Origin of the sequence: Paenibacillus andongensis, from assembly GCF_025369935.1 — a bacterium.
Taxonomy (GTDB): domain Bacteria; phylum Bacillota; class Bacilli; order Paenibacillales; family NBRC-103111; genus Paenibacillus_E; species Paenibacillus_E andongensis.
Map to the genome: position 1 here is coordinate 560,017 of NZ_CP104467.1, position 24,504 is coordinate 584,520.

Sequence of the window (24,504 nt, forward strand, 5' to 3'; positions counted from 1 at the left end):
AGAGGGAGAACACCATGAATTTCGTTGAGCATATAGTGGATCATTTGCGGTCTGGACAAATTAAAAACTATCCACAGCCGATTGCTCTGAACTTGGGCTTAGCTTATACAGTTAAACTGGAAGACAGGAAGACGAATTTAATTTGGCTGCCTTTCGAATTTACAGGTCTTGCTTACATTGATATGGGGCAACTAGTGAACGTTCATCCTTATTATCGAGGCGTTATTATTGAGGAAATCGAACTCTCGCGCGGGACGGATCTGCATAAGCCGCAAACGGAGGAAGCTTTCATCAAAGCAATATTTGTGAAAAGCTGGGAGATGCATAAACTGCTGCAACAAGAAAAGTATGCGAGTTTACAGGGGAATGCTCCAGATTTCCTGACCAAAATGTTGTACATAACAGATTGGCTGCGCTATTATAATTCAGTTATAACCGTGGGTGCTGGGAAAAAGATCGGCTAAATGAGCTGTTTATCGATGGAAAGTAAGGACTGTGTTTTCTACCTGTGTAGAAAGCATGGTCTTTTTGCATACCCATCCCTATGGCTATAGTCCCAAGGTGGATAGTTCTTGGCCCCTTGGATCACTAGGCTTTAAGCCTGTTCTCAAAGCATAGTAGAAGGCTTATCCTAAAGACTGGTGTAAACGATGCCAAAAACTCATGGAGAAGCGGAGAGTAATAAGATGTTACAGCTGAACAAATGGCTTACAATTGCAACAATTTGTTGCGTAATGACAATAGGTGTCGTACAAGGGAAGAGTGAAGCGGCCGGTATGACGGACATTCGAGGCCATTGGGCGGAGCAGACGATTAATCAGATGGTGCAGCAGGGGTTGCTGGATGGCTTTCCTGATGGGACTTTTCGGCCAGATGATACTGTGACTGCGGACCAATTTGTGAAAATCGTGCTGCTCGCTTTTACAGATAAATATCCGAACGGCGAACGCAAATGGAAATCGAGCTTTTTGCAAACGCTAAGCGCGAGCAACCAAAGCATTTTGCAGCAGGATTATCGGGATTTCACATTCAAACCGAACACAGTCGGATATTGGGCCAAGCCTTATTTGGATTTGGCTAGTGATCTTCATTTTATAAGTAAAGGTCAGTTCAGTGACTATAAAGCGATGCTAAAACGCGAAGATGTGGCCGAAATTCTCTACTATTTACTCAAGGAAACCGAGTATTTGGAAGATGAAGTGTACAGTCTCAAAGCAGCTTCCCAATTCGGTGATCTTCATAGTGCGACGGCCAGACAGCAGAAATTTATCGGCGAGGCCATGACAAAGGGAATCATGGAAGGCTACCCGAACGGTTACTTCGGCGTTGGACGAACGGTTACCCGGGCTGAAGCGCTGCAAATCATTGCTCGTTTGCAGACGAAGTCGAAGCGCATCAGTGTGAAAAGCGGAAGTGAAGCGTTCATCAAAGTCGTACCTACGAAGGATGGCAGTTACAAGAAGCTGGTATTTCCCGATCAGCGAATGCTGCAAGCCTACGATGTGATGGAGGAAGCGGGCAAGCTGCGAGGAGCGAATTACGACCTTGAAGAAACAACGCTGCGCTTATTCCGAGATGCCGAGGCCAAGGGGCTGGTGATGAGCGGTGCGACCGCCGATGTGCGCAACAGCAATGAAGTATCCTTATGGTTAGATCCTCAATTTATAACCTATGGCGTGACTGTGCACTTAGAAAACGGGGCACTTGCTCGTAATACGGAGAGCATCCGGAAATTCACGGATTTCCTTTTTGGCTATGACGCAGACATTTTCTATCGCCAGTTTACTGACGCTTGTGAACGCGCAGCGACTAAAGGTATTCTTGAAACCACAACGAAACAAATCGGCAGCTACTCTGTTGAAACTCGGTTAGAAGCGGATGGGAAAACGATTATTTTTTCAATTATTCATTCCTAAATTTACATAAAATGCGTGTAAAAGCTGTACATACAAGTTCTTTCAGCTGGGGCAAGGATCTGCACAATGCGATTCATAACGCAGTTGTACTGGAAGAGGTAGCGAAGATTGCCTACCGCACTTACAACTTGAACCCCGAGGTAAAGCTAATGGATCAAACGCTGCTGGATCGGCATTTCCTGAGAAAGCACGGAGCGAACGCTTATTACGGGCAGTAAGGATAAACGGCTCCGTTGATGCGGAGCAAAGGATAAAAGAAGGGCAGTTGGCGCACGTTGCTGACTGTCTTTTTTGAAGATAATTTATATGTTGTTTGGGTTGGAGTGAACTTTAACGAGAAGAAGTGACTACTGTTGTGGTAAGCCTGCAATTATACATGCCTTTTTTCTTTGAATAGCTCCTAATCGTAAATTCCTGCAATCGTGCAGGCTTTTACGGTCTTTTTTTAATTTCAAGATGGAAAAGCTAAAAATTCCTGCATAATAGCAGGCGTTTCCTCTATTCAAACGATTTTAGCAAAATACCTGCACTTTCGCAGTTATTGTGAGCCCACGGATAAGCAAGCGAATGTATAAAACATATACGTCTTAAGAGTAACTTGCCTTGCGTCAACTTTTATAGACTCTCGAATTCAAGGACGGCGTAAGCCGTTTTTCTTTGCTTTGAAAGCGCGGTTTCTGAGCCTCGTCGGTGGGGATTTGCGGGCGTAAGCCGAATCGCCCTTTTTTTACATTTGGGAAGGGGCGCCTTCTTTTGGTATGATAAGCAGGTAGGAATGATTTGGGGAAGAGGGATGACGAGAGATGTTTACGAAATCAAGTTATGAGGGAACAAGAGAACATAATTATGCCTTGCTGATTCAGCAAGTTGAAGCTTTGATACATGACGAGCCTAATCGCATTGCAAATCTGGCTAATGCCGCTGCGCTGCTCGGGCAGTTTTTGAGCGATGTGAATTGGGTAGGTTTTTATTTATTGGATGAGACAAGTGACAAGAAGGAGCTCGTGCTGGGGCCGTTCCAAGGACTTCCGGCTTGTGTACGGATTCCACTGGGGAAAGGTGTTTGCGGTACATCTGCTGAACGTCGGGAAACGGTACTTGTTCCAGATGTGCATGCATTTCCAGGTCACATTGCCTGCGATGCGGCATCCCAGTCGGAGATCGTGGTACCGATCCTTGTAAATAATGAGCTCGTCGGAGTGCTGGATATTGATAGCCCTATCAAGAGCCGATTTGATGACATCGATCAGCAGTATTTGGAGCAATTTGTGCAGAAACTTGCAGCTGCTATGTAATCTCATAGGTGGTAGAGAAAATATCCTCCATATCCTCATCGGAACAGAAGCTGCAGCTAGCTAGCATGTTGGTATGTTTTAAACGAGCACCTAATAAGATCAGATGACTGGTGAGCTGCTGCTCCATGATTGGATCTGCGATGCTGAATTCGATCCCGTATTCATAGAGGGTTGGCTTCAGCATCGTTTTTCGTGTGAGGACGCCCAATACTTTGATCTCTTGATGAAAAAGATGAAAAGTGAATTCCAGCAGTAAATTCATATCGATAGGCAGATTCAATGGGGTGTGTATACGTATACCGCCTGAACTTATATCTCTTATCATAATCTTAGAATGTTTGGTGTCGGCTGCCTTGTTTTTGATACCAATGATTTTGAACAAGGCGGATAAAGGAATTTGAAGATTGAGACGGAAGCTGGAGCGCTTATTTGCTTGTGACATATTACTGCTCCTCATGGTTGATAGGACTATTATACTATATTGATGATTTATTTGAACTACCTTTCATTTAATGGGTTTGAAAATATTGCTGCCTAATCGTGTGACGAAAGCTTGCGAATGAACGATTTCAGGCTTTCTTCTCCGTTAATAAAAAGCCTTTTGAGCAGATAGGGGGACTGCTGGTTTGTTGCAAAGCCTTGTTCAATCGTGAAAGCATAACGAAATCCATGATCCTTAAGAAGCTTCAACGTCGTTTTGTTATATTCGCCATAAGGATAGCAATATACATCGGCTTTGGTTCCGAGCTTGTCCTCAATTTGCTTTCTGGCTTCTAAGATTTCGTAGGCTTGCTGATCCGCGGAAAGCTGCGGGAGATGAGGGTGTGTCATCCCATGAGGTTGAATGTCCCAACCGGCTTCTTGCATTTTCTTGATCTGTTCCCAGTTCAGATAACCTTCCTGATCGTTCATCTCTGGTGAAATAAAGAGGGTGGCCGGGAAGGCGTATTTGGCAAGAAGAGGCATCGCTTGCTCATAGTTATCTATGTATCCGTCGTCAAAAGTTAGCAGCACTGGCTTCTCTGGAGCAGCCTCGACTCCGTTTCCTTCGATAAGGCTAATAAACGTAGCGAGCGAGACTGGGGTGTAGCCGTGTTCATGAAGATACGCCAGCTGCTCTTCCAGCTTGGCTGGGGAAATAACGACAACATTCCCTGGGTCAATCGTGACACTGTGGTAGTTGAGGACGGGTATGCTAATTTTGGACGGCAGAGGTGTTGGTTTTATTGGAACGTAAGTATCCAATGTAACGGAGGAGGCCGCAGGTAATTGGGGTTCCACTAGGAGAGGTAGATCAGCTATTGTTTCTAAGCTTGGAGCAGGCTTGTCCAGGGCAAAATGATAGACCTCGATCGGAGCTTGGGAAGGAGGTTCGACGATCTGAGCATTGACCTGATGAGGGATCATTGTCGTTGTTTGTGAGGACCCCCATAATCGATATCCCGAGGAGTCTAGGCCGATGAATACGAGTAGGAGAAGTATAGTAAATAGACCTGCTAGAACCGAATAAAAAAAGATTCGCTTTCTTTGGTAGTTCATAGGCACACCAACCATTTCTAGAGGAATAATCTATAACTCTATTTGTAAGCAAAGGTTGGAAGAAATATACCTAATTTATCCAGCTAGAGAGACTGCCTCATATAAAATACTGCTATCCAAACTGTCTCCAGTTCAAATAGCAGTATTTGGCGCGTGCGTTAAACTGCGTTGCTGATGATGGCAGCTAGAAGCTTGCGCATCGATCGTGTTCCGACTTTATCCATAATTTTATCGATATGGACTTTAACTGTTTTTTCGCTAATGCTGCAGTGGTCGGCTATTTCTTTGTTACTGTAGCCATGGAGCGCGATAAGACCTATTATTTCGGCTTCCCTGTTCGTAAGCACATGTAAGGCTGCAAATTGGGTTATGACGGATTCCACACTCTTATGATGAAGGCTTTTTACCGGATTCTCATATACATGCTGCATGCTTGAACGACCTCAATATCTTAATTAATGTATGGCGTACAGTTCATTGTAACAGAGTTAATCCCTATAGAATTCATATGAGATTGTCTATTTTTAAAATTTTTTGCTTAATCTTTACTTTGTATAACAAGTAATAAGCCTGTTTGGAGTTCGATGAGCCCTTCCGATTCCTCAAGTACATTACTAATTCCGAGGGACTGTCCAATCTGAAGAGTCGCTTGATGAAGTGGATATTGGAAACCGTGCAGCGTGATGCCTGTTACTTCCAAGCTGAGCGGCAGCAAGGATATATGTGTATAGCTCCCCCGCAATATGCGAGTGGATTGGTTAATGACAATAATTTGATTGTTGGCATCCACAATGGAACAGGAGACGCCTTGCTCTGTACCTTTGCGAAGCAGATGTACATTGGCTAACGAGTGATCGAAGCGTGTGCCTAGCGCGCCAAGCAGGACGATTTGATCAGGCTGCTGAGCTAGTGCCCAGTTAAAGGCCATTTCGGTGTCGGTTAAATCCTTGAAGACCGGGTCGCAATCGATGAAAGTGAGACTTGAAGAGCGAATACGGCTCAACTCTTCGGCAGTGACAGAATCGAAATCACCAAGTGAAATATGCGGCGCATAGCCATGTTGAATCAGATATAAGGCACCACGGTCCGATCCTACGAGCACGTCATCCTCATGAATGTCGCCAAGCGCCCAATCCCCGAGTGTCCCTCCAGTTACAATGATAATTCGTTTTCCGTTCATGCTTTTTCCCCCAACGCTTGATATATCATCCCCTTAGTATATCATACGCAGGCAAAAACCGAGCTGCATGCCTCGCAGCCCGGTTCTATGATTAGGTTCTCGCGTCCACACGCTTGCGCATAGGGTTAAGCTCAGATTGGTCGTGATCAATCACGGCTTCATCGGCGAAGCCTTGCAATTCCCAAGTCGTTCGTCCCAAAATAAGATCGGCAGGAAACTCGTCGCCGCGCTTGAGCGTAACCTCTCGTCCTGCTTCATTGGCATAAATACCGTCTGTCTCAACAATGTCGCCAGTCATGGGGTCCATCGATTTGTCATTCGACATGCTGTATTCCTCCTTTCCTGTTGCTCATTCATACCATTTCCAACGATGGAGGAAATTATGAGCAGAATCATGTAGAATGAGAAGGTTGTCACAGACTAGAGGGCAGAAAGGGAATGAATCAGCATGGCTTTATGGGGGACGATTGTGAATGCAATCGCCATTATCATTGGGGGATTATTAGGAATGATGCTGCCCCGCATCTCGGAAGGCATAAAAAGCACAGTTATGCAGGGCCTTGGGCTCGCCATTACTGTGCTGGGCATTACTATGGCATTAAAGTCTAATCAAATCGTACTGGTCATCATGAGTGTAGTTATTGGAGGTATCATTGGAGAGCTGCTGCGAATCGAACATAGACTTGGACAGCTTGGTGACTGGCTGCAGGCTGCACTACGGAAAGATTCACCTGATCAAACAAGCAGTATCTCGGAAGGCTTCGTGACATGCACTTTGATTTATTGCATTGGAGCTATGGCTATTCTGGGGCCACTGGATGGTGGCCTTAGGCATAATCATGATATTTTATATACCAAATCATTGTTGGACGGATTCTTGTCTATTATCTTCGCATCTACCCTTGGGATAGGTGTAATCTTCTCGGCAGTATCTGTGTTCCTTATGCAGGGTGTCATCGCACTAGCTGCAACGTTAATTGCCATGGCATTTACCCAAGCTTCCCTAGATGCGATGATCGTCCAAATTACTGCCGTGGGCGGCGTCCTGGTTATTGGCGTAGGCCTCAACATTCTCCAAATTAAAAAAATGAATGTAGCCAACATGCTTCCGGCGCTTGTCATAGCGGCAGCAGCGGTTCCTCTACAGCATTATTTCACTGTATGGTTCAACCGACTGTTCTAAACAGCGGAACCGTTAAATTTGTATCCGACACCACGAACCGTAATAATGTAGCGAGGCTCCGCAGGGTTAGATTCAATTTTCTTACGCAGATTACTAATATGTACAATGAGTGTTCGTGGATCGCCCATGCTGTCCAGGCTCCATATAAGTTCAAACAGGTGCTCGATTTTGTATACCCGATTAGGGGTCTTAGCCATTAAGGAAAGCAAATCGAATTCTTTGGCCGATAACGATATGGTCTGTCCATTCACGCGAACGATGTGGCTGACCAGATCGATTTCGAGGCCAGGGAATTTCACTAACTGAGGATCATCCTGATGCTGCTCTCGAATGGAGTTTCGACGTAAATGAGCTTTGACTCTAGCGACAAGCTGACTAGGGCTGAAAGGCTTCGTCATATAATCATCGCCACCCATGCTTAATCCGAGAATAATATCAATATCCTCGCTCTTACAGGAGATGAACAGGATCGGCGTATTGCTCGTTTTGCGAAGCTGCCGGCAAACTTCTATACCATCAAGTCCTGGCAATAGAATATCCAGAATGATAAGATCTGGCTTATGTTCCTTCACGATCTCAAATACATCTTGTCCATTATTGGCGCTGATGACTTTATAGCCTTCCCGCACTAAGTAAAGTTGAATTAATTGGACAATTTCTTGTTCGTCATCGACGACTAAAATAGTTTCTCCTGCCATACTAGAAATCCTCCTCAGTAACGGAACAGCTTGGTAGAAAGAACGGTGTTCCCGCTCTCACATGTTACCTTCATTATAGAACGATTCTCCTAGACATTTCTATCCTTTTATTGACAAATAAAGAGATTTGGTAAGGTTCTTACGTCGAAGTAGGTAATTTGATCTGCCTCTAAATCCCGGTAAATGTGACAAGTGTGAAAAAAGAGTCAAATTTCGACTTCAATTGACGAAAATTTTGGTCGAACTTTATTGAATCTTTATGTTCCCATGCTAAGCTACCTAAGTCTCTATGTAGAAAGAACGAGAGGGGCTGCGAAAGTCATGAGTCATAAGGCTGATTCGGATATTGCCAAGCATTCATCGTTACAGAAGGATACATTCGTACGCCAATTTATCGAACAAGCATCGGATCTGTTTAGCATATTTGATGTTTATGGAAATTTAACTTACGCCTCCAAGAGTTTTAATGAGGTGTTAGGATTTATACCTACTGACTTTCAGCAAGTAGTGGACTTTATTGATTCGGAATATGGTATGGATGTACATAAAATGTTTATCAAAACCTTGCAAACTGGCAGCAGCAGTAAGCTGGAATTTCGAGCGAGAAGTGTTACTAAGGCTATCATCTGGTTCGAGTGTACCGCAATTCCAATTCGTAATGATGAGGGAGTTCTAGCCGAAATTTCTTTCGTTTTTACGGATATCACGCTGCGCAAAAATCAAGAGAGCCGTCTTGTTGCTATGGCTTTTCATGATCCGCTGACAGGTTTGCCTAACCGGCGAATGTTTAAGGAGCATCTGCAGCAAATGCTTTTGCAAGCGAATCGAACGAAGAGACCGTTTGGACTTTTATACTTAGATATAGACGATTTCAAAGTGATTAATGATACGATGGGCCATGATGTAGGTGATGCATTCTTGCAAGATTTCACCCACCGCATCAAAGGATGTCTCCGTGAGGTTGATATGTTCGCCCGAATGGGAGGCGACGAGTTCACCATTTTATTGCCCGCGGTGGATTGTAAGGAACACGTGGAAAGCGTGGCCCAGCGCATCATTCAGTGTTTTGAACAGCCATGGGACATACAGGGGCTGCTGTTTCGAGCAACAGTCAGTATGGGGATCACGATATACCGCTCGGATGAATCCGATGCGACTAGTATGATGAAAGAAGTAGATATTGCTCTATACAAAGTGAAGGGCAAAGGCCGTAATCACTACCAGTTTTATTAGAAACCGTTACTCGGGGCTGAATGCTCTAAAGTAGCGGTTTTTTGTTATCCCCAATATTTACTCCTAGCACATTCCTATTCTTTCTAGCAAAATAGAGGAAGCAGCTAGATACTAGAAATGGGAGTTGGCCGATGAATAGATCCAAAAAACGATGGAGCAAATTCGTGATTTTACTAGCCGCGGCGGGGCTTTTGACAATAGCAACAAGCTCAGAACCTACTGTTAAGGCTGAAGCTAGCTCGACTCAAGGGAAATTTACGATGTCCTATCTCTTCTTTGGGAGCCCAAATTCCTATACCTCGCAAGTAGATAAAAGCGGTCAGACCCTCGATGTTGTCTCGCCTAGTTATTTTAATATCCAGGCAGATGGTAGTTTGCAACTCTCCGATTCTCTTCAGCCTTCGTTCATTACCGACATGCATAATCGAGGGAAGAGGGTTGTCCCTTTTCTTAGTAACGATTTCGATAGAATGCTAGGTGAGAAAGCCATTGATAATCGTGAAGCGCTTGTGAATCAAATTGTAAAGGCTATCGAGGATAATAAGTTGGATGGTATTAACATGGATATTGAGAATGTAGATGCAGCTTATCGGGATAAATATACGGATATGGTCAAAATGCTGCGCGATAAACTCCCGAGCCGGATGGAAGTATCAGTCGCTGTAGCAGCGAATCCTACAGGGACGACGAAGAGCTGGATTGCATTGTATGATTACAAGGCATTAGCCGCGGTGAGTGATTACTTAATGGTCATGGCTTATGATGAAAGCTACCCTGGAGATCCGACCCCGGGACCTGTGGCAAGTTTACCCTTTGTCGAGAAATCGATTCAATACGCAGTAGCGCAGGCACCAGCTGATAAAATCGTTCTTGGTGTTCCGTTCTACGGGCGGTACTGGAATCAAGATGCTGCTGCAAATGGTTCTGGTGTATCCGATCAGGCATTAATGAACCTGATTGACATGTATAAGGGAACTGTGCGATATGATGCAGCTAGCCAATCACCGGTTGCAACTTTCACGATAAGTCCGACTGATGCAGCATCTAGCGTATATGGCAATAAGCTCGGCCCCGGAGACTACACCGTGTGGTTCGAGAACGAACAGTCGCTCAAAGAAAAGCTGAAATTGGTAAGCAAGTATAACTTGAAGGGGACTGGAAGCTGGAGCTTGAATCAGGAAGCGTCTGATACCTGGGAGTATTACAGCTTATGGTCGGATGGGTTTTACTTCGCCGACATGCAGAAGCATTGGGCGCAAGCTAACGTGATAGCCGCGGCGAACCGCGGATGGATGCTCGGCATAGCCTCCGACCGGTTCGCGCCGGACGCGGCGCTCACACGAGCAGAAGCCGCGACGATTATCGTGCGCGTGCTGGGCTTGAAGGGCGAGGCGGCTGCAATCGACGCCTCGTTCAGTGATGTCCCTGCCACCCATTGGGCGTGGCAGGATATCCGGCTCGCGAAGATGAGCGGGCTGATCCAAGGGATCAGCAGCGAACGCTTCGCGCCGGATCAGATCATGACGCGGGAGCAGATGAGTGTGCTGCTCTCCCGCGCTTTGAAGTTGACTTCGCAGGCTGGCGGCGGAGCCGCTGCGAAGGGCTTCACCGACGTGCCGGCAGGCAGCTGGTCGGCGGAGGCCATCGCTGCGATGAGCAGCAATGGCCTTGTCGACGGCTACGCGGACGGCACGTTCCGCCCGAGCGCGTCCTTGACGCGCGGGGAGATGGCGGCGCTGCTCAGCCGCGCCCAGCCGCTGCTCACGAAGTGAGCCGGCTTTAGCAGAGAACCGCACCCTACTCCGGCTTGCCGAGTGGGGTGCGGTTCTTTGTTCATTAGATTGTGAGGCTGCGAGGGATATGGTTAATGGTGGTTACCAATGTTGTAATTCCTACAACAATTCGCAGGCCAAAAGGTTGTTTTTCAGCTTGAAGTTGCATCTCATACAACATTTTGAGCCCATTTGTTGCAAAATCGCCTGAATGGGGTTCAATTGTTGTACTTTATGCAACAATGAAGAAAGAGAAGTGCGATCTAGACCGCAATTGTTGCACTTACTACAACATCACACCTAAGTCTGCTGGGGAGCTCCTTCAAAAAAACCGACGCCTTCTTCTTTGCCAAGTTGGACAAAGGTTGTCTTTTCTTTGGGGCCGGGCTTATCTGTGACGAATTGACGGGTATTTTTAACATGGGTTTCGGCACTGGTGATCCGGTTGGAGCCAATGTGCAGCAGAGCGGAAGAAGAAACGCCTATAATTCGGATGTTCTGTACACAAATAAATGAACCTAAGTTATCCACACACATTGTGAAGGGTTCCGGAGGCTGGGGGATGGGAAAGGCTCTTCGAAAAAAGGGATAAGCCTGGAAGCTCCCCTCATTCCCATAATAGAAGGGGACTTCGCGCTGGACAGCGAAGACTCTTGTTTTTAGAGCTGTGTTGATGTTATCGCCAACATGCATGACGCTGCTCGAGCCTAAGTCATTTATATAGACATTGCCGACGATGGATAAGCGACCCATAGGTCATCCCTCCGATGGAAGAGGTACGAATGGAGAAATGATAACCGATTCGGGAGGCGTGTCGAACATAGAGGATAATGAAATGACTTCTGTATCACCAATGAGAAATACTGAAGAACTGGCTACCCCGACGATTCGCACGTCACCTACGCAAAGTTGTTTGTTTTCTACATGTAAGTTCAGCATATTTTAGCCTTCCTTCCTTGGTAAACTGGATATGTAATTCTCAATTGCACGGAATATATCTTGTTTTGTTTTCTCGATGATGCTGGTTGTCACGGCCTCCAGGGGTTCTTTGAAACCAACACCGCGGTACTGATTGACATAAATCTGAATGCGGGTGTCTAACTGTTTACGGATATCATCGATAATAAGGGCTTTGTAATCCTCGTCCAAAGGATACTGATATTTGTTTTCGAGATTGTTCATATCGGCATGAACACCATATTGCAAGTATTGTTCTATCCTGCTAGAGACCTCCTGCTGAATGCCAAAACCAGAGGTGCTTTCTTTCCCCAAATCTTGCCCTTGATTCCCCGTCCCTTGCCCCTGATCTTGCCCTTGTGTTCTTACCCCTATTCCTTCCCACGTACTAATCCCTTGTCCTTGCATTTGACTTTTTCCCTGCCCTTGTCCCTGTCCCTGCCCCTGAAAAAATGCATTCGCCTCAGATTCAGCATTTTTGCCCACAGAGGCACCATTCACTGTGAGGTCATCGATATTGTCAAGTAAGCTGGGGCTGATACCGATGGTTAAGGTCCCGTCTAGCTTTTCGACTTTGAGTTGATCGAATTTATATTCAATTTTATCGATGTGGACGCCCTTCTGATTTTTCAAGTCGTTAAGGTCCGTTTGCAGTTTGGTTACGGTTTGTTCGAGCTTATCAATTCGCTGCTTCTGCATTTCAATATAGGCGGAGACCTGCTGGGCCCATTGCTGCCAAGTTATACAATTATGCATCTAGGAAAGGCACCTCCTTCCGGTTTCAATCAGCTTGTAACGCCCGAGTTGGGGGATATATTAAGTTGGCGGCGGTAAAGGAACCAGAGAGACTGGGTTCGTTGTGCTTGCTCCAAGTTGTGGCGCGGCTTCAACGAAGCCGCCTGTATTGTACAGATTAGATAGTGATCGGATAGATCCGGCAGTGCCAATTTGCAGAACGGAGGAGTTAGCCACTGAATCCACTTTTAAATGCTGAATCATAATGGTCTGTTGGATGGTCCAGTTCATGTTGGATGAACACCTCGCTCAGGTTAATAATGGATGGATTTTAAATAATGATTCCACTGGCATTGTTTTCGATTAGGTCAGAATCATTGGTTACGGTTGTGCTATAAGCATTATATATGCGAGGGAAATCCCCGGTATTAAATGAGCCTGCACCGGCAAAAGTTTTGGAGGAGCTGTTAGGTGCGATGATTAAGGAATCGCCGAAGTGGACGACGGAGCTCGGCCCCACGCTGATGATTTTGACATTCCCTACGATAGATGGCATAGTCGACCCCCTTGCGCTTATCACAACTATAGTATATGAGGGTATTCGCCTAGAGGTGCCCTTGTTTTTCCTTTGGGTGTCACATCAGGGAATAGGCACATATACTGCTAGTGAAAATGAGGTGATGGGCTTGAGCGGGTTTAATCGCCATCCTTGGCTAAAGTGGGAGCAAGTTGAGAAGTTCCTTGGGCAAAAGCTGCCATTCGGTGAAAAAGGGCAGACCTTTCTAGATAATATGACGTGGGCTGAGGGATATGTACAGGACATGCTGAAAAAAGCAATGCCAGGTCTGGATGCCAGTATTTCTTCTCAGGGATATGCGGGCTCAGAAATCTTTGAGACGCATGAACACGTCATTATTAAGGTGAAGATTGCCAAAGATGAAAATCCAAGAGCGCTTCAGGTGTTTGTGAAATCCAATCAGATCAAGCTAACCGGCTTTGTAAGCGGAAAGAACCGAATCCTTAAGCTTCCGACCCTTGTGCAGCCAAGGACGGCTAGAGTGAGCTACAAACAGCGTCTGTTGGAGATCAAGGTGCGCAAGCGTGGCTTGAGGGAGAATTATGTTGAGGCGTACATCCGTTACTAGCGAGTTAGTAGGTAAAAAGCAAAAACCCTCAAGCCATATGGCTGAGGGTTATCCTTATTTAGACTAAAGAACGCGGCGAGCTGTCATATAACGGGACGACCAAGTTCCGCTGTGAATGTTAGTAATACGGACTCCGCCTGCACCATATGTCTGCAGTAAGTTACCATTGCCCATATAAATGGCTACATGGTTAATGACACCAGGTTTGCCCGGAATAGAGAAGAACACAAGATCGCCTGTGCGAAGGTTGTTTCTGGATACATAGCTTCCGACATGGGATTGTTGTTTAGAGGTCCGCGGCAGGTTTACGCCAACCTGCTTGAACACGTATTGGGTAAAGGAAGAGCAGTCAAATGTTCGCGTTTGACCCGCTTTTGCACCGAATTGGTAAGGTCTTCCCAAATAGTGTTTACCGATCGAAATCACTTGACTGGCACGAGAAGTTGCTGTGATTGATGCATCAATGGCTGGTGCTGCTCCGGCTTGATGAGGCGCACTCACCATTCCTGCAGAAAGTCCTATGGAAACGGTCAATGCCGCAATGATTAATTTCTTATACCACGTTTGTTGTTGGTTTTTCATCTGGTATGCCTCCTTAGTGTTTTCGTAAGTGAACTTACGTCTCTACTGAGTTAACTGGGGTTCGTCTACAGGCCCAAGTATACCAGATGAAATTCCACCTATTATTTACCTTGCAATCCTTTGGCCAGTGGTATCCAAGGTTTTAAGGTTAATTCTGAGGGAATGATGAGAATTTCATTATAATGTTCTTATTGACACGTTTTTGGCAGCGTAATCAAAGCGGAAGTACCTTGACCTAAGCAGCTTTTGAGCTGAATGGTCCCTTCATGCTTCTGAACGATATGCTCCGCAATAGCCAGTCCCAGACCCACTCCGCCTTGCTTGCGATTCCTTGCTTTATCCGTCCGATAGAAGCGGTCGAAAAGGTGCGGCAAATCACTTTCCGCGATGCCAATACCTTGATCAATGACTTCGATAGTGACCCGCGTATTCTCTGTGACGCCGATTTTCAATACGACCATTTCTTGGCTGTATTTGAGCGCGTTATCTAGCAAAATAATGAGAAGCTGCCTGATCTTAGAAGGATTTCCGTTCATATGAAGCTCTTTCAGGTCTTGGTCAATCTGCACCGCGATCTCTCTGCTTGACGTAACTCTAAGCGAAGCTGCGGTTTGCTGGGCAATCGGGAGGAGGTCGAAGGTGATCTTCTGTTCACAATCTTCTTTCTCCTTATCTGTAAGGGAAAGCAGGTTTTGTGTAAGGATCTTCAGCTGGGCTGATTCGGAGATGATGGCTTCGAGCGCTTCTTCACGCAGCTGATCATCCTGCAAAGCCCATCTTCGCAGTAAACTTGCGTAGCTCTCAATGATCGTGAGCGGCGTACGCAGCTCGTGGGAGGCATCCGCAAGGAATTGCTCCTGCTTTTGAAACATTTCCTGCAGCCTATCAATCATTCTATTAAACGTTGCACTAAGCATGGTTAACTCATCATTCGTGAGCTTGTCAGGCATGGGGATGTGCCTAAATGAGCCGCTTTTCTCAATGTTTTGCATCGTGGTCACTAATTGCTGAAGTGGTCGAAAGAGCACATTCGTGTAGAAATAACCCCCAAGAAGAGCTAGTATCAGCGCACCTGTGGAAGTTAATAAAAGAATAGAGATGAGCATGCGAGAGTATTCGCCCAACCTCTGCATGCTGCGTCCAATTTCTAAAATAGCAACTTGATGCCCTTCTTTGTACACAGGCATTTTCACGAATATAAAAATTCCGTCCGGCGCTGTTTTTAAGATGACCGTTTCTTTATCTACATAACTGGCAGGAAATTGGAGCAGCTTGGGGTCCGAATATATTTGATAAACAACCTTTGAATCTGGAGCAATATACCGCAACATTTCTTGCGGAATGAGGAGCTCCTCCATCTGCGAGTTATTCTGCCAATACTCAGGATGACTAGGTAAATCCTTCAGAATCAAGGTGCGGGCCTTGTCCTTCAGCAGCTCCACTTCGCCCTTAGTCGTAACCCGAATGAACATATAGTAGACAAAAGTGAAGCTGAAAAAAAGAATCAACATCAGCCCTGCAGAAACCCACAGTGTGATTTTCAGCTTAAGGCTCATGAGGGCGTCTGCCCGTCTTTGGGGACAGATTCACTAGCCGAATCGTCCGCTTCTTTGCTTGAGGAAGGTTCAACCTTCAGCAAGTAGCCAATACCGCGTATCGTCTGAATCAGCTTGGAGGAGAAGGGTTTGTCCACCTTTTGCCGCAAATATCGGATATACACGTCAACCACGTTCGTATCTCCTACGAAATCATATCCCCAAACCTCAGAAATGATCTGCTCCCGCGACATCACTTCGTCCTGATGCTGAATCAGAAAACGCAGTAAATCAAACTCCGTAGGTGTTAATTCGATGGGTGTCCCCTCTCGCGTAACAGCTCTACTTTTTAAATCCATGGTGAGATTATCTACTTTAAGCAAATGAGGCTGCTCTGCCGACTGGTCCTGCAAGCTTCTTTGGCGAAGTAGACTGCGAATGCGGGCGAGCAGCTCGATTGTGGCAAAGGGCTTCGTCACATAGTCGTTAGCGCCTTGGTCAAGTCCACTGACTCGGTCCGGGACAGCATCGCGTGCCGTCAGCAGGATTATGGGGAGGGTTGTGTTGACCTGCCGTATGCGGCGCAGCACCTCTAGACCGCTGAGCTCCGGCAGCATGACGTCAAGCAGGATAAGTTCCCAGTCCGACTCGTTTAAGGCTGCATTCAGTCCAGAGCGCCCATCTGCTCTTGTATGTACCTCGTATCCTTCATGCTCCAGCTCCAGCTGAAGTACCCTGGCGATACGTTCTTCGTCCTCAATTAGCAATATGCGGCTCATGGCGGATAGATTTCACTCCTAACGGCTCACTAATGATCAAAGGTGTCGATTCGTTCTTTATTTTCTCTATTCGGTACATTTACATACATAGGTAAAAAGCGGAGTCTTTGGGGGAATGTCTTGTTAGCGTCATTAGCCTAGTCCGCGTTCATCCTTTGTGACATAAAATAATCCTAGAAGACTGATGAAGGAGTAGGACAAATGAGTATATCTCCGAAAAAGAAGGTGCGCATCAAATCCAACCAGAAAGTAGCGATTTTATTGCAAGACCATGATGCTACTACAAGAGTCTATGTGGAGATTCAAGGGGAGCTCAATTCGCGGGAGGTTATGGTTGAGGCGCTAAAACGTTTAGAAGATGGATTGATCTATGCAGACGTGGATTGTACGGAGTTAATCGAGAGTGAGTATATTGAAGTGTTCCCTAAAAAAAATCCGTATCGCCGAGAAGAGGAGGATTTCATCTTCCTCATTGACCGTGCGTATGCAGAAGACTACGTGGTATCCGCCAAAATCGTTAAATAAGGGTAAGGTGAGGCCAAATGAAAAACCCCTTATCGATAGATCTGAAGGCCAATGCCTTTGAGAACAGTCGATAAGGGGTCTTTCAGTTGAGAATATTAATTTTTATGAATAATAGGAGCTGTCTCTACGGAAGTCAAACGGTCATAGAAATCCACAAAGTTATTTCTTTCATCTGAGCTAAGCTGAGCCATAGCCGTACGCGGATGCTCATCTAGCGCTCCTACGATCATGTAAGGAATGAGGTAGCCCCAATCCCATTTTTGACGCATAGTAATCATGTGTTTCTCGATAATTTCAAGTACCGGACGAATGTCGTAACGTGCTCCTTTTAGATAGCTAAGAAGAAGCTCCGTTGTACAGTTCCCTGCTGCGCGGCCCATTCCATAGACAGAGGAGTCGAGGAAAGTCACGCCTTTGGAAGCACCGGCAATCGTGTTTGCGAAAGCAAGCTGCAGGTTGTTGTGCATATGTAAACCAAGTTCTTTCTCAGGAAGCAGACGTTGAAACTTCGTTACGAGGTATTCAATGTCCTTATGATCCATGCTGCCGTAGGAGTCTACGATGTAGACAACGTCAACAGGGCTTTTATTGATTTCTTCGAAAGCTTCAACCAGTTCATTTTCCATGACATGGGAAAGCGCCATAATATTAAGTGACGTTTCGTAGCCCATGTTATTGAATTTTTGAACAAGCTCAAGGCCTTTATCAACGTCTTTGATGTAACAAGCAACGCGGATCAGGTCAAGCAAGCTGTCTTCACGAGGCAAAATGTCGTTCTCATCGACGCGGCCGATATCTACGAGTGCGGATAGCTTCGTATCGGTCTTTTTGGTAATAACGTCACGAAGGAAGGATTCATTCAAGAATCTCCATGGACCGGATGCTCCGCCTTTAAGCAGCTTTTCCGAGTTTTTATAACCAATTTCCATATATTCTACACCGGCTGCACTTAAGCCGCGATACATGTCTTGGACAAATTCCACGCTAAAATCCCAATCGTTCACCAAACCGCCGTCCCGAATCGTACAATCCAAAATCTTGTGTTGATGATGCTTAACCATACTCGCAAAAGCCCCTTTCGATTACATATATCGCTTCTGATTTTGCTATATTATCACTTATCTTGAGGCAGCTTGTCAATGAATGTCACTTAATAAACATGTGTTAGGTCCTTCAAACTGAAAGGAAAACTTATCCTTCTAAGTATAGACACGTATGCCGCCTGCATAAGATGGCGGTAGTATTCGATATGCCGACGAAGGAGTGAGACGAATGCCAACTCGCCTAAGGCGATAGAGCTAGGCCGCTACATTTCCCTCCCCGAGGGGAGAGCTCACTTCGCTGGCGATCATACGTCAGCTATGAGCGGCTGGGTTGAAGGCGCGATTGAGTCCGGTATTAGAGTAGCGTACAATGTAAATGAGCTTCCTATTTATGGATACGGATTTTAAAATTTGGCCAAGTATGCAGCTGCATAGGGTCTCGGGGGAGGGTGCCTAATGAATCGAAACGAGTGGTCATCAGCAAAAGAGGTTGCCGTGAAAGCCGCATGGAAAGCAGGAGAGCTGGCAAAAGAACGATTCGGGGGCAAGTTGGATATTCAGCACAAGGATGATCGCGGAGATTTGGTCACCGAAGTGGATGTCTTGTCGGATCGTTTGATTGTGGAAGACATCCTGGCGGTATTTCCAGGTCATCGTATATATAGTGAAGAAGCGGGTGAAGGAGGGGCAAACAGCGATTGGGTATGGCACGTCGATCCGCTGGATGGCACGAATAATTTTGCCTTAGGCATACCGCTTTACGGCGTTTGCATCTCTTTGAGCTATCAGGGACAAATTGTCTTAGGAGTGATCCGCGATTCGGCTTTGGGGCTGAATTATGTTGCCGTTAAGGGCGAAGGTGCTTGGCAGGAGGATGTTAAGCTTGAGGCGAAGCCGAAAGGTGCGCTGGTCAAGTCCACAATTTCATGGATTCAAGGCCATGGGGTTGGCAAGGATGATCACAGAGCGCTCAGGCTAAGGCATCATCTAGAGCATTCGGTTAAAAGAGTGCTGCGCATGTGGGCACCGTCATTGACCTGGGCGATGCTCGCCAGAGGCGACCTGCATGGTGTCGTGCTGTACAACTCCGAAGGTGAGGATTTGTACGCGGGTTTGCTGCTCGCGCAGGAGGCCGGCGTGAAGGTGACGGATTTTGCGGGTAATCCAGTTGCTATGCTTGGGGGCTTGGGCGTGGGTGTAGGTGTGAGTGTAGGTGCGAGTGAGGGTGCGGGTGCAAGTACAAGTGCGAGTGCAAGTGCAGGTATAAGTACAAGCTCCGAGGTGGGGGAAGAGTTGGCTCTGGCGGTTTACTTGGTGGCTGCTGTGCCGGAGTATCATGCGGAGCTGCTGAAATTGGTGCAGGAAGCCATCAAAGTAGAATAATGTGGGAACAATATGCAGATGATAATGGCATACTTTGCAAGTTGAAGAAGAGAGGATGCTATGCGATGAAGAGCTTTGTTCCTATATTTTTTGAATTTGAAAAGGAGCGGGATGCGCTCCTTGCGCTTGATACGCTGGACGAGCTTGGCTACAAGCCGGAATTACTGGGCGGAGAGAAGTCCACGGTGCACATCCATCTTGATGAACAAGAAATAACATCTGCGCTAGAAATTGCGCAGTCACACGGCGGACGTTTAGTGGAGCGTCCGCAGACAGAGTCAGAGCCAGCCGTTTACGCCATGGCATACGATCTCGAGGGCTCCATCCGCATTCCGGCCCACACCGTGAATGAGGATTGGTCCGATAGCTACGCTGAGGCGAATGTATCGTCCGCAACCGACGCAGTGCCGAGTGAGGAAGAGGCGGCCTTTGACCCGTCCGCTGACGACTACAACCATTTCAGCGCCGGTATCCGGCTGTAAAATGAGTTGGGGGAGACCGCGCGGAAGCTGTGCTATTGTGAGCGAATTCTGTTCGAGTTAGCGAGCTTGTTGAGCTAGGCGCGAGTTAGTGAGGGGCGGCTAGCGAGGGGTGAATCCACGCGGGTCGCAGGGACCCAGTGCGAAACCCGCGCTGGTCGCGCGAAAGCAGAGTCATAGCGATGAAAAACATCGCTAACTCGCGCCCGCGGCCGAGCAACTCAGCCATAAGGATGAAAATCATCCTTATGTTGGCCTGCTTCGCCTACCCTCACAATCCTACGTGTCCATTCATCCCGTGGACGCTCCCACGCACTAACCCGAACGGGTTAGTGCATTTTTAGTTGAATTAGGAAAGTATGTTGTACAGCGTACAATAATTTTCTTGATTTCATCAAGGAAAAGCTCCGAATGGTGTATGTTGTACAACAATTCACGGATAAGCAATCAAATGCCCTGAACATATTCGTCTTGGAGGCTACCAACTTGCTTTGCAGCAACCGCAATACTCTCGCCCCAGGGCTGAGTAAGCCGACTACTTAGCCTATTTAATCACTTCTTACACTTCTTCCACTTCTTTCATTTCTTTCATTTCTTTCACTTCTTTCACTCCTTTCTAGGCATCCGCCTTTTTATTGTAGATACCACAGAATCCGTAACCTTTACCCTCATTACTGCGTCTGGTGAGATAAGGAAGATAATTTGTGGAGGAGTGAGTCGGATGAGACGAATGGTGGAGATGGTTTTGGTGGCAGCAATCATAAGTGTGATGACTGGATGTGTGGGTGAGCAAACAAAGAGTAGCACGAGCAAAAGCAGCAATAGTCCCCAACCGACATCAATGGTTCCTCCGACAGCTTCTCCTTCTACACCATCGACGCCAATCTCCCCAACACCAAAAGTCACACCAAATTCAACCGCACAGGTACCAATAACTACTCCTACTCCTAGTGTCAAACCAAGTCCAACTTCGTACGCCAAAGAAGCCGACGCGAAGAAAGCAATCGAAAGCCGAACCAAAGAAACGATAAAAGCGCTGAAGGAGAAGGATCTGAAAAAGCTCGCAGAGCTAATTCATCCGAAGAAAGGTGTACAATTCTCACCGTACTCTTATATTCATGTGTCGAGTGATGTCCAGGTTCTGGGCAGCGGGCTTGCAACCCTTTGGGCAAATACCAGCACTACACATTGGGGCGACTACGATGGTTCAGGTGACCCTATTGACCTTACTTTTCCCAACTATTGGGATAAATTTGTCTATAACGAAGATTTTGCAGCCGCACCGCAAATCAGTTATAACATTATTCTCGGCAAAGGGAATATGATTAATAATGTGTTCAGTGTATATCCGACGACTTCAGCGATTACGGTGGAGTATCATTACCCCGGCCTAGATCCGCAGTTTCAGGGGATGGATTGGACCAGTCTGCGGCTTGTTTACGAGTACTCAGGTTCTCAGTGGTATCTAGTTGCGATTGTCCATGACCAGCATACGATGTAGCTCCGTTCCATTTCTAATTCCAATAAACGTCCAAAAGCCGTATTAAATCTCGATTATTCCGGGGGATAGTTCGGTTTTTTCGCTTTTTTTCAAAATTTAGGATTGACAGCTTCCGTTTAATGTCATATTCTTATCCCATAAAACCGAGTAACATCATAGGAATTAAGGAGATGATTCTAGTGAATAACAATTTAGTGACGGCATTCCAAACCAACTGGGTCAGCCTAGTCGTATCAATTATTATTATCGGGGTCCTCGTCTTTTTGGCGAAGAAAAGAGTTAGCTTTGGTAGCCGCGTTTTCATCGGTTTAGGACTTGGGTTAGTAGCAGGGGTCGTTTTTAATCAACTGGGGCTTCAATATAAAAGTGTGAGTACGATCGGAACGATCTATGTGAATTTGATCAAAATGCTCGTTATGCCTTTAGTACTTATTCTTGTCATCAATAGTATTTCATCGTTATCGAGTCTAGGTCAGCTGCGTAAACTGGGTTTGAAAACGATCGGTTGGTTTTTGCTAACAACAGGAATCGCGGCGCTGATCGGATTGGTTGTCGCTTTGGCGATTGATCCAGGTAACGGAATTGCACAGGCTGTGCCGAAAGATTTTAAAGCAAGAGAAATCCCCACGTTCTCACAGGTTATTCTGGACTTGGTTCCTTCCAATCCAATTAACGATATGGCGACTGGGAAGGTTGTACCGGTTCTGATCTTCGCGATTTTTGTTGCCGTAGCAATTGTACATGTCGGCTCGAAAAAGCCGGAAAGTGTAGCAGCCGTTAAATCGTTTATTACATCAGCAACAGTTGTTGTTCACCAAGTAGTTAAGTATGTTATCCGTCTGACACCTTATGGGGTGTACGCGTTGATCGCAGCTATGGCTGCTAAATATGGTTTGGACACACTAGCTCCATTGGCTAAAATTATTCTAACTTCTTATGTAGCTTTGATCATTCACTTTGTGTTGATTTTCGGTGGTTTGGTTCTTTTCGTGGCAAAAGTAAACCCAATCAAATTCTTCAAAAAGGCTTATCCGACGATTGCTGTCGCATTCACAACACGCAGCAGTTATGCAACGCTGCCTGTGAACTTGGAAGTGATCACGAAGCGTCTTCGTGTATCGCCGCGTATTGCAAGCTTCGTGGCACCGCTTGGCGCAACGATGAACTTCAATGGTTGCGGCGGGGTTTGGCCGGCGGTTGTGGCGATTTTCGTAGCGAAGGTTTACAATCTTCCGCTTGGCATTTCCGAATACCTTATTCTTATCTTGGTTAGTGTGGTTTCCTCCATTGGTGTGGCCGGCGTTCCGGGTCCTGCTGCGATTTCGACAACAGTTGTACTTACAGCTTTAGGCTTACCTTTGGAAGGTATGGGTCTGGTGCTTGGAGTTGAGGCACTGATCGACATGGGTCGTACAGCAGTTAATGCTACAGGAACAACAGTTACAGCTTTGCTCGTGGCTGAGTCTGAGGGAGAATTCGATCGTGCTGCATTTGACCGCGACGAAGAGGATGACCTCGAATTGGCTACTGCGTAATCTATATCTCTAAAAAGATAGAAGGACCTGCATCTTAGGATGCGGGTCCTTCTTTTATGCCTGCTGAGCAGCATTTTTACCAGCCATAAAGCCCGTTGAAAAAGCCGCGGTAATGTTATAACCGCCTGTATAGCCGTGAATATCGAGGATTTCACCACAGAAATAAAGCCCATTCACCAGCTTCGATTGCATGGTGCTTGGATCGATTTCTTTCAATTGAACGCCGCCGCCTGTGACAAAGGCTTCCTCGAGGGAGAGTGTTCCTTTGACGATAATAGGGAAAGCTTTCATCCGTTTGCACAGCTCGAGCCATTTTTGCTTCGGGATGTTGTCGTATGTAAGCTGATCGTCTAAGCCGGACTTCTCGAGCATGATCGGGATTAATCGATCGGATAAGAGAGGCTTAAGCACGTTTTTGATCGCTTTTTTGGCTTCAGCTTTGGCGAGAGCCATGCTTTGGTTGTAAACTTCGTCCGTGCTTAGATCCGGAAAGAGATCCACAGTGAGCAAGACTTCTTTGCGCTCTGATTTGTTGAGCTCTTTCACGACGAACTGACTACAGCGCAGCGCAATCGGCCCCGACAAACCAAAATGCGTAAAAAGCATATCGCCGCGATGTGAAATGATCGACTTCCCTTTGGCGTTCCACACGCTGAGCGTCACGTCACGCAAGGAAAGTCCTTGCAGCTCACGGCTGCGGATAAAAGCTTCCTTCGAGGTTAACGGAACCTCGGTCGGAAAGAGCTGCGTGATGGTGTGGCCACCAGCTTCGGCCCAAGCATAACCGTCTCCTGTTGAGCCGGTATGCGGGACAGAGCATCCGCCGGAAGCAATGATGACAGCTTTGCTGTTCATCGTTTCGCCGGACTGCAGACGGACGCCTTGGACGCTGCCGTCCTTGTACAAGACCATCTTGACCGGACTGTTCGTCCGGATCTCGACACCTTGCCTGCGAACTTGGCCGATCAACGCGTCTACGACGGTTTTGGCCTTGTCGCTAACGGGGAACATGCGACCGTTGTCCTCTTCCTTCAGGCGGATGCCGAGATTTTCAAAGAAATCAATGATGTCCTTATTGCTGAAATGGGTTAAAGCACTATATAAGAAGCGCCCGTTGCCTGGAATATGCTTGATCAATTCATCCATGTCTTTGTTGTTCGTTACGTTGCATCTGCCGCCGCCGGATATCCCGAGCTTACGCCCCAGCTTGTCCCCTTTATCCACCAAAAGCACCTTCGCGCCATCTGCACTCGCAGCAATGCTGGCCATAAGCCCAGCGGAACCGCCGCCAATTACAATTACATCATATGTCATTCGAATAAAGCCCCTACATCGCATATTTTGACACCATCATAGCATGCAAGGTGTGTCTAATTCAAAGTAGGAGGACAGGCAGATATCCGATTATATAGGTTTTTAACGAAGATAAAAAATAAAGATGCACACAGGCTGTGGATAACATGTTGATAAAATAGATTATATTGTGAAT

At 46.5% G+C, this 24,504-nt stretch carries 28 protein-coding genes and 2 pseudogenes; 14 read left to right on the top strand and 16 right to left on the bottom strand.

Translation table 11 applies throughout. The features are described 5' to 3' along the window. Window positions 1–14: 14 nt before the first annotated feature. From NYR53_RS02590 to NYR53_RS02605, 4 genes and pseudogenes are all read left to right on the top strand, one after another. Window positions 15–464, top strand: coding sequence for a hypothetical protein (locus tag NYR53_RS02590; RefSeq protein ID WP_052228691.1), 450 nt, complete (start codon window positions 15–17; stop codon window positions 462–464). Window positions 465–734: 270 nt separating this feature from the next. Continuing rightward, a complete protein-coding gene (locus NYR53_RS02595) occupies window positions 735–1,916 on the top strand; it encodes an S-layer homology domain-containing protein (protein WP_261303797.1) in 1,182 nt (393 codons plus the stop codon). 41 nt (window positions 1,917–1,957) lie between these two features. Next, window positions 1,958–2,134 (top strand): annotated as a pseudogene (gene araD / locus NYR53_RS02600) (L-ribulose-5-phosphate 4-epimerase); the annotation flags it as partial. 585 nt (window positions 2,135–2,719) lie between these two features. Continuing rightward, on the top strand, window positions 2,720–3,211 hold the full coding sequence (locus NYR53_RS02605; protein WP_261303798.1) for a GAF domain-containing protein: 492 nt from the start codon (window positions 2,720–2,722) through the stop codon (window positions 3,209–3,211). On the opposite strand, the gene NYR53_RS02610 is transcribed toward NYR53_RS02605, so the two are convergent. The 5 genes from NYR53_RS02610 to NYR53_RS02630 all read right to left on the bottom strand — a co-directional run bounded on the left by NYR53_RS02610 (window position 3,204) and on the right by NYR53_RS02630 (window position 6,255). Then, window positions 3,204–3,653, bottom strand: coding sequence for a PilZ domain-containing protein (locus NYR53_RS02610; protein WP_261303799.1), 450 nt, complete (start codon window positions 3,651–3,653; stop codon window positions 3,204–3,206). The two genes, NYR53_RS02605 and NYR53_RS02610, sit on opposite strands and share 8 nt — an antisense overlap. Before the next feature lie 92 nt (window positions 3,654–3,745). Further along, window positions 3,746–4,750, bottom strand: coding sequence for a polysaccharide deacetylase family protein (locus NYR53_RS02615; protein WP_261303800.1), 1,005 nt, complete (start codon window positions 4,748–4,750; stop codon window positions 3,746–3,748). A 158-nt stretch (window positions 4,751–4,908) separates the two neighbouring features. After that, window positions 4,909–5,181, bottom strand: a complete 273-nt coding sequence (locus tag NYR53_RS02620) for a helix-turn-helix domain-containing protein (RefSeq protein ID WP_261303801.1) — start codon at window positions 5,179–5,181, stop codon at window positions 4,909–4,911. Between the two features lie 107 nt (window positions 5,182–5,288). After that, on the bottom strand, window positions 5,289–5,930 hold the full coding sequence (locus NYR53_RS02625) for a thiamine diphosphokinase (RefSeq protein ID WP_261303802.1): 642 nt from the start codon (window positions 5,928–5,930) through the stop codon (window positions 5,289–5,291). Between the two features lie 91 nt (window positions 5,931–6,021). Continuing rightward, window positions 6,022–6,255, bottom strand: coding sequence for a hypothetical protein (locus tag NYR53_RS02630; protein ID WP_261303803.1), 234 nt, complete (start codon window positions 6,253–6,255; stop codon window positions 6,022–6,024). 123 nt (window positions 6,256–6,378) lie between these two features. On the opposite strand from NYR53_RS02630, the gene NYR53_RS02635 reads away from it, so the two are divergent. Continuing rightward, window positions 6,379–7,113: a DUF554 domain-containing protein gene (locus NYR53_RS02635; RefSeq protein WP_261303804.1), complete on the top strand. Its 735-nt coding sequence runs from the start codon at window positions 6,379–6,381 to the stop codon at window positions 7,111–7,113. On the opposite strand, the gene NYR53_RS02640 is transcribed toward NYR53_RS02635, so the two are convergent. Then, on the bottom strand, window positions 7,110–7,811 hold the full coding sequence (locus tag NYR53_RS02640; protein ID WP_261303805.1) for a response regulator: 702 nt from the start codon (window positions 7,809–7,811) through the stop codon (window positions 7,110–7,112). The two genes, NYR53_RS02635 and NYR53_RS02640, sit on opposite strands and share 4 nt — an antisense overlap. 321 nt (window positions 7,812–8,132) lie before the next feature. On the opposite strand from NYR53_RS02640, the gene NYR53_RS02645 reads away from it, so the two are divergent. Further along, window positions 8,133–9,044, top strand: a complete 912-nt coding sequence (locus NYR53_RS02645) for a sensor domain-containing diguanylate cyclase (RefSeq protein ID WP_261303806.1) — start codon at window positions 8,133–8,135, stop codon at window positions 9,042–9,044. 131 nt (window positions 9,045–9,175) lie between these two features. After that, on the top strand, window positions 9,176–10,816 hold the full coding sequence (locus tag NYR53_RS02650) for an S-layer homology domain-containing protein (protein ID WP_261303807.1): 1,641 nt from the start codon (window positions 9,176–9,178) through the stop codon (window positions 10,814–10,816). A 300-nt stretch (window positions 10,817–11,116) separates the two neighbouring features. Here the strand turns inward: NYR53_RS02650 and NYR53_RS02655 are convergent, their stop codons facing one another. The 5 genes from NYR53_RS02655 to NYR53_RS02675 are packed head-to-tail and all read right to left on the bottom strand — an operon-like array spanning window position 11,117 to window position 13,064. After that, entirely contained in the window at window positions 11,117–11,569 is a 453-nt protein-coding gene (locus tag NYR53_RS02655; RefSeq protein WP_261303808.1) for a spore germination protein GerPE, read from the bottom strand. 3 nt (window positions 11,570–11,572) lie between these two features. Then, entirely contained in the window at window positions 11,573–11,755 is a 183-nt protein-coding gene (locus NYR53_RS02660; RefSeq protein WP_437180123.1) for a spore germination protein GerPD, read from the bottom strand. 3 nt (window positions 11,756–11,758) lie between these two features. Further along, window positions 11,759–12,529 (bottom strand): spore germination protein GerPC, encoded by a 771-nt coding sequence (gene gerPC, locus NYR53_RS02665; protein ID WP_261303809.1) that lies wholly within the window; start codon window positions 12,527–12,529, stop codon window positions 11,759–11,761. A 60-nt stretch (window positions 12,530–12,589) separates the two neighbouring features. Further along, window positions 12,590–12,799, bottom strand: a complete 210-nt coding sequence (locus NYR53_RS02670; protein ID WP_261303810.1) for a spore germination protein GerPB — start codon at window positions 12,797–12,799, stop codon at window positions 12,590–12,592. Between the two features lie 40 nt (window positions 12,800–12,839). Beyond that, window positions 12,840–13,064 carry a spore germination protein gene (locus NYR53_RS02675; protein ID WP_261303811.1) on the bottom strand — a complete coding sequence of 75 codons (225 nt, stop codon included), beginning with the start codon at window positions 13,062–13,064 and terminating at the stop codon, window positions 12,840–12,842. A gap of 76 nt (window positions 13,065–13,140) precedes the next feature. On the opposite strand from NYR53_RS02675, the gene NYR53_RS02680 reads away from it, so the two are divergent. Further along, the gene (locus NYR53_RS02680) at window positions 13,141–13,653 is read left to right on the top strand and encodes an Hsp20/alpha crystallin family protein (RefSeq protein WP_261303812.1); all 513 of its coding nucleotides are present in this window, start codon (window positions 13,141–13,143) and stop codon (window positions 13,651–13,653) included. Between the two features lie 63 nt (window positions 13,654–13,716). Here the strand turns inward: NYR53_RS02680 and NYR53_RS02685 are convergent, their stop codons facing one another. The 3 genes from NYR53_RS02685 to NYR53_RS02695 all read right to left on the bottom strand — a co-directional run bounded on the left by NYR53_RS02685 (window position 13,717) and on the right by NYR53_RS02695 (window position 16,549). Next, window positions 13,717–14,235, bottom strand: a complete 519-nt coding sequence (locus NYR53_RS02685) for a C40 family peptidase (protein WP_437180124.1) — start codon at window positions 14,233–14,235, stop codon at window positions 13,717–13,719. 188 nt (window positions 14,236–14,423) lie between these two features. Then, window positions 14,424–15,791 (bottom strand): sensor histidine kinase, encoded by a 1,368-nt coding sequence (locus NYR53_RS02690; RefSeq protein WP_261303813.1) that lies wholly within the window; start codon window positions 15,789–15,791, stop codon window positions 14,424–14,426. Then, window positions 15,788–16,549, bottom strand: coding sequence for a response regulator transcription factor (locus NYR53_RS02695; RefSeq protein WP_261303814.1), 762 nt, complete (start codon window positions 16,547–16,549; stop codon window positions 15,788–15,790). The genes NYR53_RS02690 and NYR53_RS02695 overlap by 4 nt, the downstream gene beginning before the upstream one ends. A gap of 201 nt (window positions 16,550–16,750) precedes the next feature. On the opposite strand from NYR53_RS02695, the gene NYR53_RS02700 reads away from it, so the two are divergent. Beyond that, window positions 16,751–17,074 carry a hypothetical protein gene (locus tag NYR53_RS02700; RefSeq protein ID WP_261303815.1) on the top strand — a complete coding sequence of 108 codons (324 nt, stop codon included), beginning with the start codon at window positions 16,751–16,753 and terminating at the stop codon, window positions 17,072–17,074. Window positions 17,075–17,169: 95 nt separating this feature from the next. On the opposite strand, the gene NYR53_RS02705 is transcribed toward NYR53_RS02700, so the two are convergent. Next, the gene (locus NYR53_RS02705) at window positions 17,170–18,135 is read right to left on the bottom strand and encodes an aldolase catalytic domain-containing protein (protein WP_261303816.1); all 966 of its coding nucleotides are present in this window, start codon (window positions 18,133–18,135) and stop codon (window positions 17,170–17,172) included. 231 nt (window positions 18,136–18,366) lie between these two features. Here NYR53_RS02705 and NYR53_RS02710 point away from each other — a divergent pair. From NYR53_RS02710 to NYR53_RS02730, 5 genes and pseudogenes are all read left to right on the top strand, one after another. Continuing rightward, a pseudogene (locus NYR53_RS02710) lies at window positions 18,367–18,525 on the top strand (FAD-dependent oxidoreductase); the annotation flags it as partial. 48 nt (window positions 18,526–18,573) lie between these two features. After that, window positions 18,574–19,500 (top strand): inositol monophosphatase family protein, encoded by a 927-nt coding sequence (locus NYR53_RS02715; protein WP_261303817.1) that lies wholly within the window; start codon window positions 18,574–18,576, stop codon window positions 19,498–19,500. A gap of 65 nt (window positions 19,501–19,565) precedes the next feature. Further along, window positions 19,566–19,982: a hypothetical protein gene (locus NYR53_RS02720; protein ID WP_261303818.1), complete on the top strand. Its 417-nt coding sequence runs from the start codon at window positions 19,566–19,568 to the stop codon at window positions 19,980–19,982. Window positions 19,983–20,700: 718 nt separating this feature from the next. Further along, on the top strand, window positions 20,701–21,480 hold the full coding sequence (locus tag NYR53_RS02725) for a hypothetical protein (protein WP_261303819.1): 780 nt from the start codon (window positions 20,701–20,703) through the stop codon (window positions 21,478–21,480). 179 nt (window positions 21,481–21,659) lie between these two features. Beyond that, window positions 21,660–23,015, top strand: coding sequence for a dicarboxylate/amino acid:cation symporter (locus NYR53_RS02730; protein ID WP_261303820.1), 1,356 nt, complete (start codon window positions 21,660–21,662; stop codon window positions 23,013–23,015). 54 nt (window positions 23,016–23,069) lie between these two features. Here NYR53_RS02730 and NYR53_RS02735 read toward each other — a convergent pair whose 3' ends face one another. Then, a complete protein-coding gene (locus NYR53_RS02735; RefSeq protein WP_261303821.1) occupies window positions 23,070–24,329 on the bottom strand; it encodes a BaiN/RdsA family NAD(P)/FAD-dependent oxidoreductase in 1,260 nt (419 codons plus the stop codon). Between the last annotated feature and the right edge of the window lie 175 nt (window positions 24,330–24,504).

Bases quoted from the DNA above. Each gene is read 5' to 3' on its own strand.
- NYR53_RS02590 (WP_052228691.1), top strand. From the start codon at position 15: ATGAATTTCGTTGAGCATATAGTGGATCATTTGCGGTCTGGACAAATT.
- NYR53_RS02595 (WP_261303797.1), top strand. From the start codon at position 735: ATGACAATAGGTGTCGTACAAGGGAAGAGTGAAGCGGCCGGTATGACG.
- NYR53_RS02605 (WP_261303798.1), top strand. From the start codon at position 2,720: ATGTTTACGAAATCAAGTTATGAGGGAACAAGAGAACATAATTATGCC.
- NYR53_RS02610 (WP_261303799.1), bottom strand. From the start codon at position 3,653: ATGTCACAAGCAAATAAGCGCTCCAGCTTCCGTCTCAATCTTCAAATT.
- NYR53_RS02615 (WP_261303800.1), bottom strand. From the start codon at position 4,750: ATGAACTACCAAAGAAAGCGAATCTTTTTTTATTCGGTTCTAGCAGGT.
- NYR53_RS02620 (WP_261303801.1), bottom strand. From the start codon at position 5,181: ATGCAGCATGTATATGAGAATCCGGTAAAAAGCCTTCATCATAAGAGT.
- NYR53_RS02625 (WP_261303802.1), bottom strand. From the start codon at position 5,930: ATGAACGGAAAACGAATTATCATTGTAACTGGAGGGACACTCGGGGAT.
- NYR53_RS02630 (WP_261303803.1), bottom strand. From the start codon at position 6,255: ATGTCGAATGACAAATCGATGGACCCCATGACTGGCGACATTGTTGAG.
- NYR53_RS02635 (WP_261303804.1), top strand. From the start codon at position 6,379: ATGGCTTTATGGGGGACGATTGTGAATGCAATCGCCATTATCATTGGG.
- NYR53_RS02640 (WP_261303805.1), bottom strand. From the start codon at position 7,811: ATGGCAGGAGAAACTATTTTAGTCGTCGATGACGAACAAGAAATTGTC.
- NYR53_RS02645 (WP_261303806.1), top strand. From the start codon at position 8,133: ATGAGTCATAAGGCTGATTCGGATATTGCCAAGCATTCATCGTTACAG.
- NYR53_RS02650 (WP_261303807.1), top strand. From the start codon at position 9,176: ATGAATAGATCCAAAAAACGATGGAGCAAATTCGTGATTTTACTAGCC.
- NYR53_RS02655 (WP_261303808.1), bottom strand. From the start codon at position 11,569: ATGGGTCGCTTATCCATCGTCGGCAATGTCTATATAAATGACTTAGGC.
- NYR53_RS02660 (WP_437180123.1), bottom strand. From the start codon at position 11,755: ATGCTGAACTTACATGTAGAAAACAAACAACTTTGCGTAGGTGACGTG.
- gerPC (WP_261303809.1), bottom strand. From the start codon at position 12,529: ATGCATAATTGTATAACTTGGCAGCAATGGGCCCAGCAGGTCTCCGCC.
- NYR53_RS02670 (WP_261303810.1), bottom strand. From the start codon at position 12,799: ATGAACTGGACCATCCAACAGACCATTATGATTCAGCATTTAAAAGTG.
- NYR53_RS02675 (WP_261303811.1), bottom strand. From the start codon at position 13,064: ATGCCATCTATCGTAGGGAATGTCAAAATCATCAGCGTGGGGCCGAGC.
- NYR53_RS02685 (WP_437180124.1), bottom strand. From the start codon at position 14,235: ATGAAAAACCAACAACAAACGTGGTATAAGAAATTAATCATTGCGGCA.
- NYR53_RS02690 (WP_261303813.1), bottom strand. From the start codon at position 15,791: ATGAGCCTTAAGCTGAAAATCACACTGTGGGTTTCTGCAGGGCTGATG.
- NYR53_RS02695 (WP_261303814.1), bottom strand. From the start codon at position 16,549: ATGAGCCGCATATTGCTAATTGAGGACGAAGAACGTATCGCCAGGGTA.
- NYR53_RS02700 (WP_261303815.1), top strand. From the start codon at position 16,751: ATGAGTATATCTCCGAAAAAGAAGGTGCGCATCAAATCCAACCAGAAA.
- NYR53_RS02705 (WP_261303816.1), bottom strand. From the start codon at position 18,135: ATGGTTAAGCATCATCAACACAAGATTTTGGATTGTACGATTCGGGAC.
- NYR53_RS02715 (WP_261303817.1), top strand. From the start codon at position 18,574: ATGAATCGAAACGAGTGGTCATCAGCAAAAGAGGTTGCCGTGAAAGCC.
- NYR53_RS02720 (WP_261303818.1), top strand. From the start codon at position 19,566: ATGAAGAGCTTTGTTCCTATATTTTTTGAATTTGAAAAGGAGCGGGAT.
- NYR53_RS02725 (WP_261303819.1), top strand. From the start codon at position 20,701: ATGAGACGAATGGTGGAGATGGTTTTGGTGGCAGCAATCATAAGTGTG.
- NYR53_RS02735 (WP_261303821.1), bottom strand. From the start codon at position 24,329: ATGACATATGATGTAATTGTAATTGGCGGCGGTTCCGCTGGGCTTATG.